The sequence below is a fragment of the Bacillus sp. D386 genome, from assembly GCF_006346415.1.
Window position 1 is genome coordinate 262,534 of sequence record NZ_VEMV01000003.1, and the last position, 15,908, is coordinate 278,441.

Annotated in this window: 18 protein-coding genes; 13 read left to right on the forward strand and 5 right to left on the reverse strand. The window is 35.9% G+C overall.

Features of this window, described 5'->3' with window-relative positions; all coding sequences use genetic code 11:
• The first annotated feature begins 11 nt into the window (after positions 1 to 11).
• The 7 genes from FHY45_RS10170 (at position 12) to FHY45_RS10200 (ending at position 7,275) form a co-directional block, all read left to right on the forward strand.
• Positions 12 to 236: a YozE family protein gene (locus FHY45_RS10170; RefSeq protein WP_077248138.1), complete on the forward strand. Its 225-nt coding sequence runs from the start codon at positions 12 to 14 to the stop codon at positions 234 to 236.
• Positions 237 to 338: 102 nt separating this feature from the next.
• Entirely contained in the window at positions 339 to 2,093 is a 1,755-nt protein-coding gene (locus tag FHY45_RS10175; RefSeq protein WP_139891806.1) for an ATP-binding protein, read from the forward strand.
• 386 nt (positions 2,094 to 2,479) lie between these two features.
• Entirely contained in the window at positions 2,480 to 3,178 is a 699-nt protein-coding gene (locus tag FHY45_RS10180) for a hypothetical protein (RefSeq protein ID WP_066107111.1), read from the forward strand.
• A 225-nt stretch (positions 3,179 to 3,403) separates the two neighbouring features.
• Positions 3,404 to 3,724: a YodL domain-containing protein gene (locus FHY45_RS10185; RefSeq protein WP_066107108.1), complete on the forward strand. Its 321-nt coding sequence runs from the start codon at positions 3,404 to 3,406 to the stop codon at positions 3,722 to 3,724.
• Positions 3,725 to 3,826: 102 nt separating this feature from the next.
• Complete coding sequence (gene deoD / locus FHY45_RS10190) at positions 3,827 to 4,531, forward strand: purine-nucleoside phosphorylase (protein WP_139891807.1); 705 nt, start codon at positions 3,827 to 3,829, stop codon at positions 4,529 to 4,531.
• A gap of 389 nt (positions 4,532 to 4,920) precedes the next feature.
• The gene (locus tag FHY45_RS10195; protein WP_139891808.1) at positions 4,921 to 5,730 is read left to right on the forward strand and encodes a M15 family metallopeptidase; all 810 of its coding nucleotides are present in this window, start codon (positions 4,921 to 4,923) and stop codon (positions 5,728 to 5,730) included.
• A gap of 63 nt (positions 5,731 to 5,793) precedes the next feature.
• Positions 5,794 to 7,275, forward strand: coding sequence for a S41 family peptidase (locus tag FHY45_RS10200; RefSeq protein ID WP_254654731.1), 1,482 nt, complete (start codon positions 5,794 to 5,796; stop codon positions 7,273 to 7,275).
• A gap of 82 nt (positions 7,276 to 7,357) precedes the next feature.
• Here the strand turns inward: FHY45_RS10200 and FHY45_RS10205 are convergent, their stop codons facing one another.
• Positions 7,358 to 7,606, reverse strand: a complete 249-nt coding sequence (locus FHY45_RS10205; RefSeq protein ID WP_066107097.1) for a DNA alkylation repair protein — start codon at positions 7,604 to 7,606, stop codon at positions 7,358 to 7,360.
• 227 nt (positions 7,607 to 7,833) lie between these two features.
• Between FHY45_RS10205 and FHY45_RS10210 the strand changes: the two genes are divergently transcribed.
• Entirely contained in the window at positions 7,834 to 8,193 is a 360-nt protein-coding gene (locus tag FHY45_RS10210) for a FixH family protein (protein WP_139891809.1), read from the forward strand.
• A gap of 861 nt (positions 8,194 to 9,054) precedes the next feature.
• Complete coding sequence (locus FHY45_RS10215; protein ID WP_066107089.1) at positions 9,055 to 9,537, forward strand: DUF6385 domain-containing protein; 483 nt, start codon at positions 9,055 to 9,057, stop codon at positions 9,535 to 9,537.
• Positions 9,538 to 9,578: 41 nt separating this feature from the next.
• Here the strand turns inward: FHY45_RS10215 and FHY45_RS10220 are convergent, their stop codons facing one another.
• The gene (locus tag FHY45_RS10220; RefSeq protein WP_139063858.1) at positions 9,579 to 10,073 is read right to left on the reverse strand and encodes an Hsp20/alpha crystallin family protein; all 495 of its coding nucleotides are present in this window, start codon (positions 10,071 to 10,073) and stop codon (positions 9,579 to 9,581) included.
• Positions 10,074 to 10,202: 129 nt separating this feature from the next.
• Here FHY45_RS10220 and FHY45_RS10225 point away from each other — a divergent pair, with 129 nt between their 5' ends.
• Positions 10,203 to 10,967 (forward strand): SDR family oxidoreductase, encoded by a 765-nt coding sequence (locus FHY45_RS10225; protein WP_066107081.1) that lies wholly within the window; start codon positions 10,203 to 10,205, stop codon positions 10,965 to 10,967.
• 109 nt (positions 10,968 to 11,076) lie between these two features.
• On the opposite strand, the gene FHY45_RS10230 is transcribed toward FHY45_RS10225, so the two are convergent.
• The gene (locus FHY45_RS10230; RefSeq protein WP_066107078.1) at positions 11,077 to 12,441 is read right to left on the reverse strand and encodes an MATE family efflux transporter; all 1,365 of its coding nucleotides are present in this window, start codon (positions 12,439 to 12,441) and stop codon (positions 11,077 to 11,079) included.
• A 181-nt stretch (positions 12,442 to 12,622) separates the two neighbouring features.
• Here FHY45_RS10230 and FHY45_RS10235 point away from each other — a divergent pair, with 181 nt between their 5' ends.
• Positions 12,623 to 12,772, forward strand: a complete 150-nt coding sequence (locus tag FHY45_RS10235) for a YflJ family protein (RefSeq protein WP_077248137.1) — start codon at positions 12,623 to 12,625, stop codon at positions 12,770 to 12,772.
• 63 nt (positions 12,773 to 12,835) lie between these two features.
• Here FHY45_RS10235 and FHY45_RS10240 read toward each other — a convergent pair whose 3' ends face one another.
• Together FHY45_RS10240 and FHY45_RS10245 are read right to left on the reverse strand one after the other, a co-directional pair.
• On the reverse strand, positions 12,836 to 13,393 hold the full coding sequence (locus tag FHY45_RS10240) for a GNAT family N-acetyltransferase (protein WP_066107075.1): 558 nt from the start codon (positions 13,391 to 13,393) through the stop codon (positions 12,836 to 12,838).
• Between the two features lie 278 nt (positions 13,394 to 13,671).
• The gene (locus FHY45_RS10245) at positions 13,672 to 14,454 is read right to left on the reverse strand and encodes an undecaprenyl-diphosphate phosphatase (protein ID WP_257469022.1); all 783 of its coding nucleotides are present in this window, start codon (positions 14,452 to 14,454) and stop codon (positions 13,672 to 13,674) included.
• Between the two features lie 161 nt (positions 14,455 to 14,615).
• On the opposite strand from FHY45_RS10245, the gene FHY45_RS10250 reads away from it, so the two are divergent.
• Complete coding sequence (locus FHY45_RS10250; protein ID WP_225983579.1) at positions 14,616 to 14,939, forward strand: DUF4870 domain-containing protein; 324 nt, start codon at positions 14,616 to 14,618, stop codon at positions 14,937 to 14,939.
• A gap of 124 nt (positions 14,940 to 15,063) precedes the next feature.
• Positions 15,064 to 15,870, forward strand: coding sequence for a hypothetical protein (locus tag FHY45_RS10255; RefSeq protein WP_139891812.1), 807 nt, complete (start codon positions 15,064 to 15,066; stop codon positions 15,868 to 15,870).
• Positions 15,871 to 15,908: the final 38 nt, after the last annotated feature.

Below are 15,908 nucleotides of genomic sequence, written 5' to 3' on the forward strand. Positions count from 1 at the left end.
AGCGAAAGCAAGTGAAATCTTTTTATCGATTTTTAAACACATATAGGCATGCCCTGGAGAAAAGTGAGATGTCCATGTTTGCTGAAAATGTTTTTCATGATCCCGGTTTTCCTAAGAATTCGTCTGATTATCATGAAATAAGTCTGTATCTAGAAATGAATGTTGACTATATATTGGACATGAGCCTATTTGACGATGCCTGGAATCTTTACCTTCAGCATATTGGTGAGTTATAGTTTGTAGAAAATCAGATTAACCATATCAAAGCTTTATTAAATTTTTAGTAGGATTCTTAGCTTTTTAGCAATTGAATTTAACAGAAAGAAACAGGTGTTCCTATGCCAGTTCGATTACAAACCCGTTTGTTAAGTTATTCTCTTATTATTTCAACGGTTCCTTTACTATGCCTTGGGATTATTTCGTATTCGACCCAGCGATCGTTAATTGAAAATCAAGTTAGAATGACATTGCGAACGGCCGCTTACCATGCGGCAGATACAACAGATCGTTTTATAGATGAGAGAATCAGTGATCTAGTTTATTTAAGTCGGCATTCCGATATAGAAAGTGACAATAAAACGCATTCATTGAATTTTTTGAAGGAATATGTTGAATCAAAGCCGATTTACTCTGGATATATCTATGTTAATAAGGACGGGGATGTAATTCCCTCGGAGGAGTATAATGATATCACTCCTTATTTTATAAATAGTAAATCCTTCGAAAAATCAAGTGCAGGCATTCAGTATTTGTCTAAAGTGTATAAATTAGATCGTGAAAAGCCATTTTTTTTGATTAGCACACCAATTTATACGAATGATAATGAAATAAATGGAGTATTTGCTCCAACATTTAATTTATTTCATCTGTGGAAAACGATAGAGTCCAATTTAACACTTGAGCGTGAAAAATTTCCTTATACAGCGTTTATGATTAATCACGAGGGCTGGATTGTATCAGAGCAAAATGAAGATAATATTATGAAAACAAACTTTCTGGAGGAAAATAATCTTTCACTAGATGAATTGATTTACTCTGATAAGCAAAATGAATTAATTCAATCTAAGGATGGCAAGCAGTTATTTGCTGTGAAACCAATCAAGGAAAGAACTGATGCCCAGGAGCAGTGGTATGTGGTTACCGAAGCTAGTAAAAAAGTTGTATATGCTCCATTGCTGCAATTAATTGATCGTTATCTAATGATAGGGTTAATACTGCTGATTGGTATTTTACTATTTGTCTATTATATATCTAAAACAGTAGTTAAGCCTGTTGTCAGGATGGCAGAAGGTGTGGAGAGATATACGAACGGAAAAAAATATAACCAAATTGAAAGTACATATCATGAGCTAAATGTACTTAATAGGGCCTTTATTTCCATGATAGAAACCTTGGAACAACGGGAAAAGGAGATTCTCAGAACGGAGAAGCTTAAATATGTTGGCCAATTAGCGGCCGGAGTAGCCCATGAAATCAGAAATCCTATTACGACGATTCGGGGGCTTTTCCAACTATTAAGAGATCATCCCTATGATGAAAAAATATTTAAAAATTATATTGATATCATTATAGAAGAATTAAACCGTATGAATAGAATAGTCGGCGAATTATTGAATCTATCAAAACCATATCAATTACTCTTGAAAAAATATTCAGTTACTGAGTTGATTGAAGAAATTATTTTACTGCAAAGAGCGGAGTTAAATAAAAATAATATTACAATATTAAAAGATATTCATCATGAAGGAATCATTTATACAGATCGAAATCGTCTTTATCAAGTAATTTTAAATATAATCCAAAATTCTCGAGATGCTATGAAAGATGGCGGAACGATCAGCATTTTAACAGATTGTTTTGAGAATAAAATGAAATTAATCATTAAGGATAATGGACCGGGTATTCCAGCAGAAACGTTATCCAAGCTTGGTACCCCATTCTTTACGACTAAAGAAAATGGTACCGGATTAGGACTGGCAACGAGCATGAAAATCATGGAAGAGTTAAAAGGTACATTTGAAGTAACAAGCGTAGAAGGAGAAGGAACGAGCGTTATTCTAACCATTCCTTCCGATGAAGATATTTCTACTTAACTATCGCATGAAAATTTCATGGCAATCTGCTTATTCATATTTACTTGAATAAGTGGATTGCTTTTCTTTTTTACGAAAAAGATTGTATTAGTTGAAATTAAAAACTATGTCTTTTTCCGACAGTCATAGAATGGGTAACAATTGATTTACTGTAAATACAGTAGGGGACAGGAAGAAAGCAGCCAACTCTGTCACAAATCCAGTCTAAATCGGTGAATTAAGCCAAAGTCAAAAATATAAATCTTTCCCCAATTTAATCCTTTTACTGAATCAAGTCTTGTTTTTTCGGGAAGATGGCTAAAAGAGTTTAAATAATAGGCTTCCCCTCAATTAAAGAGCTGCATATACTGATAAAAATTCTACCCGAACTGCGAGGGGTGGCAGCAATGGGCAAGCGTAATAAACCGAAGTTTGCAATTGGTAATTCAGTAGTCATACTAGTGAACGGAATCGTGGGTAAAGTGAAGTCTGTTCAGGAATTTAATCAAACCTATGTATATGAGGTCCAAGGTGCTGATGGAGTATTTACGGAATCATCCTTAATGCTTGTTGAGGATTTTGAAGGGCTTTTATTTGAAGCAGAACATGTAAATATTGATTACAAGTATTTTTTTGGAGATTTAGTGCAAGTGAAAGGGTATGGAAAGGAAATCTTTAAAGTCATTGGGTTTCGAACTGAAATTTGGAGATATAAAGAAGAATCGTGGGAAGATATTATTTATGAATTATCTAGAATTACAGACAATGAATGGCTAGAATGCAATGAGGATGATTTGATTTTTCTTGCAGATGCGAAAGATGCAGAACAATTTTTGAAGAAACATGCTCTTAATCAAAAATTGAAATCAAATCAGTATAAGAAACTAACAGAGCCCTCACCGCTCGCACATTTAAATAAAAATGGTAACCAGGAGTCTGATCATCAAGAGAAAATTAATCATCTTCTCGATATTTATAATGATTATCGAATTTTACGTGACATGTTTGGTGATGAAACCTATGGGAAAGTGATGAAAACTGCTATAAAAAAACTAGAAAAATTAGTGGCCGATCAAACAACAAGAGAGAAAAAAGAGCCTCACTAAACAAAAAACAGACTTCTCCTGGTCTGTTTTTTGATTCAACAAATATATGCAGATTGTAAATTGTTCTCTAACCACAGGGGTGTAAGCATTTAACAGCATACTTTATAAGAAAAGACTAGGCCAAAACTCATAAATTTAGGATTCGACAAAACTAGAAGTTTTTCATTGCAGGAATTTGTTATAGGAAGGGTAAATTTAAATAACAAACGTATTAGGAGGGAAATTATGCTTAAACAAAGAATTTTAAAGTGGTCGGCTTTGCGAAGAAGAGAATATGAAATCGCCATTTTTCAAACAGAACACCCTCGGGATAAGAAAGGATATAAACAGGTATATCAAGGCTACATAGATGGAGAAAGTCATACGGAAGTCATTAATAAATTGTTTAGAAAGTTTAATATAAGAGATTTAATACCTGAGAATTATAAGGGAAGAACCATATCAAGTGGTGATATCATTATGATCGGGGATAAGTACGAGAAAAAGAGTTATTACCAGCTTCAATCTGGCGGTTGGGCTGTAGTGAACCGAATTCACGTTTGTTAAAATCTGAATTATCGGTAACTTTATCTTTTTAAAAAGCCTATGGTATAGTTATAGTTGAATATAGACATTTTTGTCTTTACATAAAGGAGGAAATATTCAAACATGAGTATACATATAGGCGCTAAAGAAAACGAAATCGCAGAAGCTGTGCTATTGCCGGGAGATCCATTAAGAGCAAAATATATAGCTGAAACATTTTTGGAAAATCCTGTTTGTTATAATGAAATTAGAAACATGTTTGGTTATACTGGGACTTATAAAGGGAAAAAAGTGTCTGTTCAAGGGACAGGTATGGGAATTCCATCCATCTCTATTTATGTAAATGAATTGATGCAAAGCTATGGTGTACAAAAATTAATTCGTGTAGGAACATGCGGTGCGATTCAAAAAGATGTAAAAGTGAGAGATGTTATTTTAGCCATGACATCATCAACTGATTCCAATATGAATAAATTACTTTTTGATGGAATCGACTTTGCCCCTACAGCTGATTTTGGCTTATTAAAAAAGGCATATGACACAGGTGTGGAAAAAGGCCTTAATTTAAAAGTTGGTAATGTATTTACTGCAGATCAATTTTACAATGATAAAGCAGACCATGAAAAATGGGCACAATATGGCATCCTAGCCGTTGAGATGGAAACCACTGCGTTATACACTTTAGCTGCTAAATATGGCAGACAAGCATTATCCATTCTTACTGTCAGTGACCATATCCTTACAGGTGAAGAAACGACAGCTGAAGAGAGACAAACGACATTTAATGACATGATCGAAGTTGCTTTAAATACTGCTATTGAATCTTAATATTATAAAAACAAGAAAGCTCTGGTGAAAACCAGAGCTTTTTTTTATAATTGTACTATTGATGTATTATTTGAATTTTTGTATTGGATTATCAACTTAGATTTTTAAAAAAAACCGAGCAGGTTTGGAACATTTCAGCTATACTTGAAAAGGATTAGCGGAAACATCAATATATCACTATTTAAAGCAAATGTATTCGAGTGACCAAATATTACACTCCTTGATGACCAACGCCCTTTTGAATTTTCGGAAACTTAGTATAATACAAACAAAACTTAAAAACATATCAATTTAAAAAGTTACTAAAATAATAAATAACATAGGCTGATTTAATGGGTTTTTTTTTGAAACAAAAACAGCTAGAGAGAGAGAATTGTGAGGGACGAGAAATGAGAAAGATACTTCTTGGGATGATGATGGCAACGGCTTTATTACTCACAGCATGTAATGATTTATCCATTGACACAGATCAATCGAAAAAAGAAGAGAATGAGAACCATACGCAGCAAACGATTGGAAATGAACAAGGGAATCAAGGGTCGGAAGAGGATGATAATAGTGTGAATCTGGCTGCTGAATTCTTAAATGATATTAAGGTTGAGGATGGAGTGAACTATATCCAAAATCCTGATAATATTCTTGTGTTGGTAAATAAAGAAAATAGTCTGCCGATTGGTTACCGAGCAGATGATTTGGTGAAACCGAATGTTACTTTTTCATTCGTAGGAGAGCATGAAAAACAGCTGATGAGAAAGGAAGCTGCAGAGGCGCTTGAGAAGATGTTTACTGCAGCCAATGAAGAGGGAGTACAATTAGCAGCCGTGTCAGGTTTTCGTTCCTATGAAAGACAGGTACAGCTATATAATGCGGAAATTGAAGCATCCGGTATAGAGTATGCCCAACAATCGGTAGCGGAGCCTGGTAAGAGTGAGCATCAAACAGGTCTAACAATGGATGTATCGAGTGCAGAGAATAATTATCAGCTTAATGAAGATTTTGGCTCTACAACAGCCGGACAATGGCTTGCCCAAAATTCTGCAGAATATGGATTCATCATCCGCTATCCAAAGGGTGACGAGAAAACAACAGGGTATATGTATGAGCCCTGGCATATTAGATATGTGGGAAAAGCCTATGCCACTGATATGAAAAAACGTGGCTTGACCTTGGAGGAATACATCCAGCTGGCAACAGAATAGGATATCATTTGGAGTTCTGATATAATATAGTTAATTTTAAGGCAGTATAGTTCAGTGAAAGTGGTGAACCAGTTGGATTCAGAACAAGATCAAGAACAAGCAAACAAGCCGAAGGGCTATATTAAAGTTAGATGGATTTATCTTATTTTAGGATCAGCTTTACTCATTATCCTTAGTGTTTTTGCAACAAGGTACATAATGGATAACACGCAACAATCAACATCAGGAATCAAGATTCCGCTTAGCGGATCTAAAAACGATATGGAGAAAATCAAAAGTGCTATGGATACCTTGGAAAATAGTTATTTCCAAGAAGTGGACCGCGATAAATTAATTGATGGTGCCATTAATGGAATGGTAGAATCACTTGATGATCCATATTCGGACTTTATGACACAAGAAGAAGCCGCCAGCTTTCATGAAAGCATTTCCTCTTCTTTTGAGGGAATTGGGGCAGAAATAATGTCAGAAAATGAACAAATTGTAATTGTTTCACCGATAAAAGGTGCACCTGCTGAGAAAGCCGGATTAAAAGCGGGTGATATTATTTTAAAAGTAAATGATAAAAGCCTGCAAGGGATGTCGTCCAGCGATGCCGTGCTCTTAATCCGTGGGAAAAAAGGGACGGAGGTTAATTTAGTAATCCAGCGTCCCGGTGCAAGTAAGACAATGAACGTTAAAATAATACGTGATACAATTCCTGTAAATACAGTTTATAAAGAGAACTTAACGGATGATATTGCAAACATACAGATAACCAGCTTTTCTGAGAATACAGCTGAAGAGCTTGAAAAAGTATTACGTGAAGTGGAAGAGCAAGGTATGAAGGGAATTGTGCTTGATTTAAGACAAAATCCGGGCGGATTGCTTGACCAAGCTGAAAAAATAGCGAATATGTTTGTTCCAGCCGGTGAAAATCTCGTACAGATTGAAGACCGCAGCGGGAATAAACAAGTAGCAAAAGCGACAGATACCGGTTATAAATTTAAATTGTCAACGGCTGTACTAATTGACGAAGGCAGTGCTAGTGCATCTGAAATAGTGGCTGCAGCGTTAAATGAATCTGCTGATATTCCGATTATTGGTGTGAAGTCATATGGGAAGGGAACTGCTCAATCAGCAATGGACTTCACAGATGGATCCAATTTGAAGTTTACGTATGCAAAATGGCTGACACCGGATGGCAACTGGATTCATAAAAAAGGAATCAAGCCGGACATTACTGTCAAAATGCCTGATTATGCAAATTTATCGTTTATTGATCCTGAGGAAAAGCTAGAGCTTTCAAAAATGTCGCCAGAAGTTGAGAATGCTGAAAAAATGCTTAAAGCACTTGGATATAATCCAGGTAAAGCCGATGGATATTTTGATGAGAACACTGTAACAGCGGTTAAAAAGTTCCAAAAGGATCATGATTTAAAAGAAACAGGTGTGATCCAGGGAGACACCACAAATAAATTAATGAATGAATTAAGAAATAAAATTACTGAAGAAGATCCACAGCTAGAAGCAGCTAAGAAAAAATTGGCTGAGGATATAAAATAAAAAAATCGCTTCTCCATTCCAGGAGAGGCGATTTTTTTGGTTAATGTTTCAGGAAAGAATATGAATGTGCTTTGAATCAACATTATTTAAACGAGCGTTCACCAAATGCAATAAATGTTTTTTCATCTTCAATTAAACCGCAGGCAGCGCACTGGATTCTTCTGACAGGTCCATTATAGGGTAAATGAAAGGCGTCTAATTCATCGTCTGCGTACATTTGAATAACAGTGCCTGATTGGGGATCAAGTTTCACGTAAATGGGAGTTTGTTCAATCACATTAAAACGTGACCGGTTTGTTTTACAGTTTGGACAACAATATGGATGGCTCACATGTCTAACCTCCTTTTAGTATAGGTTTTGTAACCTCATCCAGAAATATACAAGTAGGGAATAAAGAAAAAAATGAGAAAGAGAAAACTTGAATATTTGGTGAATTTTTCAACTAATTACTGGTCTCTAATTCCAGTTTTGGAGTATGATTAGAATTAGTGGATTGTGAATGATAAGGGGTTGGAATTAAGTTGTTTAAAAAGAATGTATTATTTTTGAGTCTATGTATGATCACAGTAATAATCCTGTTCGGATGTCAGGACAAAGAAGCGGATGAAGAAATGCCAGCTATCATTGATGTCCAGGTAAAACTTTCACCTGAGGCGGCCATAGTGAATGAAAATGTACTTTTTGAGGTGACCGTAACACAGGGGAATGATAAGGTGACGGATGCTGAATCTGTCGAATTTGAATTTGGCAAAAAGGATGGTTCGGATAAAGAGAAAATTGCCGTTAAGCATAAAAAGGATGGTATATACAGTCTTGAAAAGTCATTCTTTCAGGAAGGGGACTATTATATGATTCCTCATGTGACAGCAAGAGGAATGCATGCAATGCCAAAGAAAGAATTTACTGTTGTTAATTAACGATTAATGGATGATCTCAGGATGATTACTCTTTCGTAACCATGATTGCTAATTGTTTGAAATAGAGGAGCAGCTTCTTTGCTGTCTCCTTTTTCTGTTTACGTACCATAATCTTCTTTTATTACTGATTATTGATGCTGACTCTATTATTAGGAGGTGTTTTTAAATGTTTAACTTCCCAAAACTAACAATGATTAGATTCACTAAACTGTTAATTCATTCCGTTATTCTTATTATCACCCTTACTTTTTTAGCTTTATTAAGTGCAGACATAATTGCGTGGGTTATCGGAAGACCTATTGAAAATAGCACAGGTTACGTAACTTTAATTACGATAATTTGGGTTTTCTTTGCTTTACAAAGCGAAAAATATAAGAAACAGTCTGTGTGAATCATTTTAATTATTAAAAATAGAATCGTATAAATAGAAGAAATCTGCGAATATCTTAGGGTAGAGATTTTCAAATGTATGTTTGTGTGATTGTTCCTTTATCTTGCCTTATTCGGCTAAACGGACAGTCATCGGAGCATTAATATCAGAAATAGAAATATGGTTAACGAGACATTTACTCCAAGTAGGATCAATGCCCCATTATATGTTGTACTCCTTATAATACAAACTGGTCAGGTAAGCACAATAAGCATGTTTAGAACAGTTACAGTCTAAATGAAGATGTTCTCCTCCAGGAGAGTGATAATATTGTATAAAAAATGAGTAACATAAATTTTAAATATTCTATTGGTCAAAAAGTTATAGAAGTAGACACTGATAAGAATTCATTTATGCCTTCTTTTCCGAAAGATTGATGCATACACATATAGTTAATTACGTTATGCATCGATAGAAAGGAAGGGTCTATCTTGACAATTCAGGAGAATGATAAAAAGGTAATTGAACCATCTCAGGTGTACAAATTACATAGGGAAGAAAAACAATATACCGCTGAAACGCATAATCAAACAGAATTCAGGATAAAAGAGATTGCAGGATTGGATGTTGGAGAGTTTAATAATAATGCGCATATAAAAAGGGAAAATCATGAATTTGTTAATATAAAAAAAGAGTTGTTTTTTAAATCAAACGGCAATGCACATATCATTTTTGATGTCCACAAATTCAGGTATTTTACGGTTGCAACTGCAAATCCAAATGATAAAGGAATCCATGTTTCCTTATCAGTAAGCCCTGATAACACGATTTATGCCTCTTTGATTGAAAAGCGATTGGTTAACCAGGGTAAATTAGAAATATTGGATTGCCCTAACAGGCTTAAATATATGAAGGTGGAATTCAATGGGAAACCGGGAGATAAAGTTCTTGTATTTTTACAGGGAGAAAAATGAAGGATAGTAAAAAACTGGCCCTGTCATCCAAGCCAGTTTTTTTACCATTCAGGAATAGAAATTTCTGAATAGTTTGATTCATTTACCTTAAAGAGAATGATTTCCAGGATTTCATCCCGATATGAAGATTTCGCTCCCTTTTTTTTTACCGGAGCAGGTAGATGAAAAGAGTGTTTCTCCTCTGGATCCGGGGGTAATCCGGATAGGAGAAGCTTTGTAGAAGTATGGTATACCTTAACGTTAGGTAAATGATCCTCTTTTATTGGGATTCTAATGAAAAGATAATCATGTGTTTCCAGAATATCTACGGAATGTTTTGAATGGACCACCGTTTGCTCATCTGGTTCTGGACTTGATTTAAATTGTTGGTTGATCATTCCTCCTAATTGATCAGGTGATAGCATGGAGAATAATTGTTCCATCTGCTTTTCCATACCTGGCTGATTAAGGAACTTCATCCAATCTGGCATTTGGTTTTGATTTTTGGGAAAAAGGTTCCACGGAAACAATTGATCACCTCGACTTTCAAGAGACATATTAGGTTAACTTACTATATGCGATAAGGGTAATTGTCGTTAATGCAGAAGTCAGCTTTTGATTAACGGAAATGTCATCTTTCAATGTATAATACAGATAGTAAATACTGCCTGTAGGGGGAGAAGAAGTTGACTCGGAAAACGGCTTTAATTACTGGTTCAGCAAGAGGACTGGGCAGAGCTACAGCAAGGCAATTAGCTATGGATGGGATAAATGTCATTACGACCTATCGTACTAATCAAAACAGTGCCATCCAAGATATGCAGGAATTAGCTCAAAACTACAACGTGCAAGCTTATGCTTTGCCATATGATGTAACAGTTCAAGATCATCATCGCAAACTAATTCATCAATGCTATGAATTATGTGGTGGAATTGATATTCTGATACATAATGCTGGTCCATATATACAGGAACGTAAACCAATGATGGAATATATGGAAGAAGAATGGGAATATCTTATTAATGGGAATTTATCGAGTATGTTTTACTTAGCCAGATTGGTTATTCCCTATATGCGAGTGAATAAATGGGGAAGAATTATTACCATGGGGTTTGATCAGTCAGACCACGCTCCGGGCTGGAAATACCGTTCTGCTTTTGCTGCTTCCAAAACGGGATTAACCTCCTTGACAAAAACGCTGGCTTTGGAAGAGGCGGAGTATGGAATCACAGCCAATATGGTTTGTCCAGGGGATATTGTGGATCCTTGGAAGGAAAGCTTTCGTGTAGAAGAAGGTATAGTATCAGAAAATGTTCCAGTTGGAAGGCCTGGAACTGGCGGTGATATCGCACGTGTCATTTCGTTTCTATGTGCGGAAGAAGCTGACTTTATTACAGGAACGGTTATTCCAGTAACAGGTGGGCAGGATGTTTTATCAAAAACCAGATAAGCAGCTTGGCCTTGAAAATTTAGTATGTGTAACTTTGTCTGAAAAATCATCGTAATAGATAGTAAATAAAAAAGTTCGCTTGGTTTATTCAAGCGAACTTTTTGTATGGTTAGCTATTTGAAGTGTGCACAAATTTTCTTTTTTGAACGTATAACAATCTCAATGTTAAACCAGTTGCCCCAACAGCTAGGCCGGAGATTAATCCAATCCAATAACCAAATGCTCCAAGGTCGGTATAATTAGCAAGGAATATGCCAAGTGGAAGCCCTATAATCCAATAGGATAACAGGGACATAAAGAACGTGATATTCACATCCTTATAGCCTCTCAAAGCACCCTGGATTGGTGCCTGAAGAGCATCGGAAAGCTGGAAGAAGATGGCGTAAATTAAGAACTGAGCTGTTAATGAAGCTACCACAGGATCTTTAGTGTATAGAAGAGCAATATAATCTCTGAAAATAAATAAGAAGATAGCACTAATGCCTGCAAAACCAATCGCACAAAAAACACCAAGTATTGAATATTCTTTAGCTGCTTTATAGTTCTTGGCACCTGCCTCATGGCCGACAATGATGGTCAATGCCATCGCAAAGCTAAGTGGTACCATATACAAGAAGGATGAGAAGTTCATGGCAGCCTGATGTGATGCAATCGTAATCGTATCATATGAGCTCATAGCCAGCGTAACTGCTGCAAAGATACTGGTTTCAAAAAAGATAGACATACCTATTGGGAATCCAATTTTCATTAATTCAACCCATTCCTTAAAAACGGGCAATGGCCATGATTTTAAAATGCCAAAACCGGAGAAAGGCTGTAATCTAATGATAATCACTGCTGCAACCAGAGTGATAACCCAATAAGTAATTGATGCAGCGATTCCTGCACCAATACCGCCAAATGCCGGAACACCTAACTTTCCATAGATAAACATATAGTTAAGTACCACATTGACTGGGATCGCAATAAGGGTGATTAGCATGGAGACGGTAGTTTTCCCTAGTGCGTCAATAAATGAACGAAGTACATTGTAAATCATAATTGGTAAGATTCCGAATGCCAAAGCAACTAAATAACCATAGGCTATTTGATAAACATCCGGCTCAAGATTCATGCCTGTTAATATCGGTTTAAGCACTAAAGCACCAGCGCCAATTAGAATGATGGACATTGCGACAGCTACATAAATCGCCTGCATAACAGAAAAGCGAATTTTATCCGCTTTTTCTTTAGCCCCAATTAAGTGGGCGACGATTGGTGTTACTCCCAGTAAAATGCCGGCAAGTCCATTATAGAAAGGACTCCATATAGACGTGCCTATGGCTACTCCAGCTAGGTCTTCAGGACTTGCTTGCCCGGACATAAACGTATCAAAAAAGCTGATAGCGAACAGTCCCAGCTGTGTAATTAATATCGGGAGGAATACCGAAATTATTCTTGAAAAGTTACTCTTTGTAAAAATAGATAAATTCATATCCATGCCCCCCGTATAAAGTAAGTATGACAATAAAAAATTATACCACAAAATAATTCTGCTTTTTAAACTTTAATTTTTACTTAAATTGGCTGGATTATGTTTATTCAGTTATGTGTCATATTAGTTAAAATCACTCATATATTGTATAACGAATAAAACAGAGTGGAGTGAGGAGAGAATGGCATACATAGGTTCAAAGGGTTGGTATGTGGCCAAGCTAAAAGAAAATGGTATAAGAAGGCATCCTGTTGAACGGAGAAAGCTGGAGTTGTACAAAACATATATCTTGAGAAAATTATACGAACAGCAAAAGATAACAAAAGAATAAGGCCGCTATTACGAAAAAAGGTGTATGCACAGTCTATTAGGCAGACTATGCATAACACCTTTTTTAAGCTTCTTTTATATCAAATACAGACACCTCTGCTGGTTGTCGCATTTGTGATAAAGTGAAGTGGTCCTTTGTTATCTCGAATAAATCAAATGAATACTCCCCTGAGTTGATTTCTTCATATAAGGTTTTTCGACTTTCGTTTGCAAGCATAGTATAGGGCATCTTTTGAGCTGCTTTAAAAGAACGAATATTTTCTTTCTTTATTCTCAGAAAGACCGTTTCAATCTCAAGCTCAAAAAACAATTCTTCAAAGAAATGCTGTTTAGCCAATTGGTTATATCCTTTTCCATGATAGGGTTTCCCTAACCAAGTACCTAAAAAGCCAGCCTGATTGGATACATCATAAAGCGTTATCGTGCCAATTGGATTTCCCCACTCATCGAGAATGGTACGTGAAATCAGTTCGCCACGCTCCTCAGCTTCAATCATTTGTTTAGTAAGAAAGAGATATTCTTCATATTGATGCGTTTTATGGCGCACAAAAGGGAAGACATCGGGGTGAATCATTAAATCAAACAATACAGGACAATCAGATAATTCACGTTTTTTCAACATACAGATCCCTCCGTATGAGGGCAGCCGCTAACTGCGATTTCCCCTCGAAATTTTTTAATGTAATATCAAAAAATTTCGGGGTGGGAATCGAACCCACTAGGACCATTACTGGTGGCGCACCATTTGCCTTCCCTAATTTTCGCTTATACAATTTTCAAAAATAAACTATTTCTGAAAGTATCATACAAGATTTTTTAGTAAAATGAAATAGTTTTTTTTCGTCATTTTTTGTACATTTTTTTAACGGAATTTAATGCCTATTTATCGTAAAAATAAAGTTAGAATATATTTAGGTGCTGAAGTATTAATATGACAGCTCCCAATAGAATGACATAGATAGCAAAAGGCTTTAAGGAATGATTTTTAATATATTTAATCATCCAGGAAACAGCAAGATAACCAAATATAGCAGAAAAAATTGTACCGAGAAATAAACCTTGGAATGAAATTGCTTCGACGGGTCCTGTCAATAAATCTCTACTCTTAAATAATATTCCTCCGAATATTACCGGTATGGAGAGAAGGAAGGAAAAGTAAGCAGCGGTTTCACGGTTAAGCCCGCTGAAGAGTCCAGCTGCCATCGTAAAACCGGATCGAGAGATGGCTGGGAAAATGGCGGCCGCCTGGAAAGTTCCAATAAATAACGCTTGTTTATAAGTAATGCTCTCTAAATTTTTATTTTGTTTGGGCATAATATCTGCATACCATAAAACAATTCCAGTTATAAGGAATTCCCAACCAATTGTAACCCCGGATTTAGAAATGCCTTCAAAATAATCATTGAATAGTACACCTGCTAATACTGCAGGGATTGTCCCGATTATCAAAAGGAATGTCATTTTTGAAAATGGTTTTTTAAGAAGTTTTATAATTTCATGCCCATAAAAGATCAGCAATGCAATAAGTGTCCCTGTATGAAGCAGGGTATCCAGTAATAATCCTGCTTCATCAAGACCGAATAAATGTCTCCCTAAATATAAATGACCCGTACTGGAGATAGGGAGAAATTCAGTAAGACCCTGGATGATCCCCAGTACTATTGCTTTCCATTCTTCAAACAAATTAGCCAGCCTCCTCATGCAGGTTACAAAACCAAATTTTTATACTTGTCTATAGTTTCTGTATAGAGTGTATGAAGAACTAAAAGAAATCATGAAAGCTTTGAAACCTAAATGTTGAATGAATCGCATAAATTTATATAAAGATACGGGAGGTTTTAATGATGCAAAATACAAATGATAAATTATGGGCAGTAGCCATCTATGTCAGCAGTTTTTTCTTAGTGCTGGTTGGGCCACTCGTTATATGGTTAATTAAAAAGAATGATTCAGATTTTATCGATTACCATGGTAAGGAATATTTAAACTTTTTAATCAGCTATACGATTTACACCTTTATAGCATTTATATTGGCGTTCATCGGTATTGGTTTTATCCTTGCTTGGCTGATTGGAATATATGTGTTGGTATTTACAATAGTGGCTGCTGTAAAGGCATATTCTGGAGAATATTATCAAATCCCATTAACACTTCGAATATTGAAATAGCAATAGCTAAAGACCTTGGCATTATTTCTGCCGGGTCTTTTTTAAATCCGTTACTATTTTGGACATGTCCAGCATAGAATGTATGGATGGTTATCAGGTTTAAAAAATTGGCGGTGAAAAATCCTTGACTACTAAGCATTATTACCAAAAAATTCATAGCATATATACAGCAGAATTAGTTGCATACTTTGTAGTCGGTCTTCTCTGTTTTTTGTTTGCCTGGTTGAATGGATTCGATATCATATTAGCTGCGTGTGTTACCTGTCCTTTTATAGTGCTGGTTCTTTTTTCTATCAATCGTAATTTCAGACTGAAAAGCAGAATGAAGAAACTTCCGGAAGCGAAAGTGGCTGATGAGGAAGGCTCACCGCTGACGAACAGCCAATATTTCCTTGGATTTTTACCAGCCCCGACCCTTCATATGGCTATTTTCTCACCAGAAGGTAATCTGGTTGGATCTCTTAAAGATAAACGGGAAAATATTTGGATGTGGATTATTCCAGCTTCATTGCTTATTTTTTTACCGAGAAGATATATCTTATCTGACAGCAACGGCCATGTATTATGTGAGTATCGAAGCCGTTTTGGGTTAAATGGGGATATTGAAATTTTAACGTCTGAGAAAGAACAATTAGGCAGGTATAAGCAATCTAAACAACTGGGAAAAAAAAGTACAAGCAATGTGGCAAACCCATATGGAATCCGGCAATATGGCGGTGAAATCCTTCATGGATCTGAATTCATTGTTGAACAAACATATGATAAGCGGAAAATTGTACATTATTCTTGCGGATGGATGCCGGCATACTACAGTAAACATTTTCTTGATCCCAATACACCTCTCCTGACATTTACGGAAGGAGCAACAGAGGATGAAAAGAGAATAGGCTATTGCTTTTGCCTTGATTACCTTCAGCAGCAAAACCACTGACCACTCCTATAAACGTCGCTAAACTTTAGCTTGTTGCA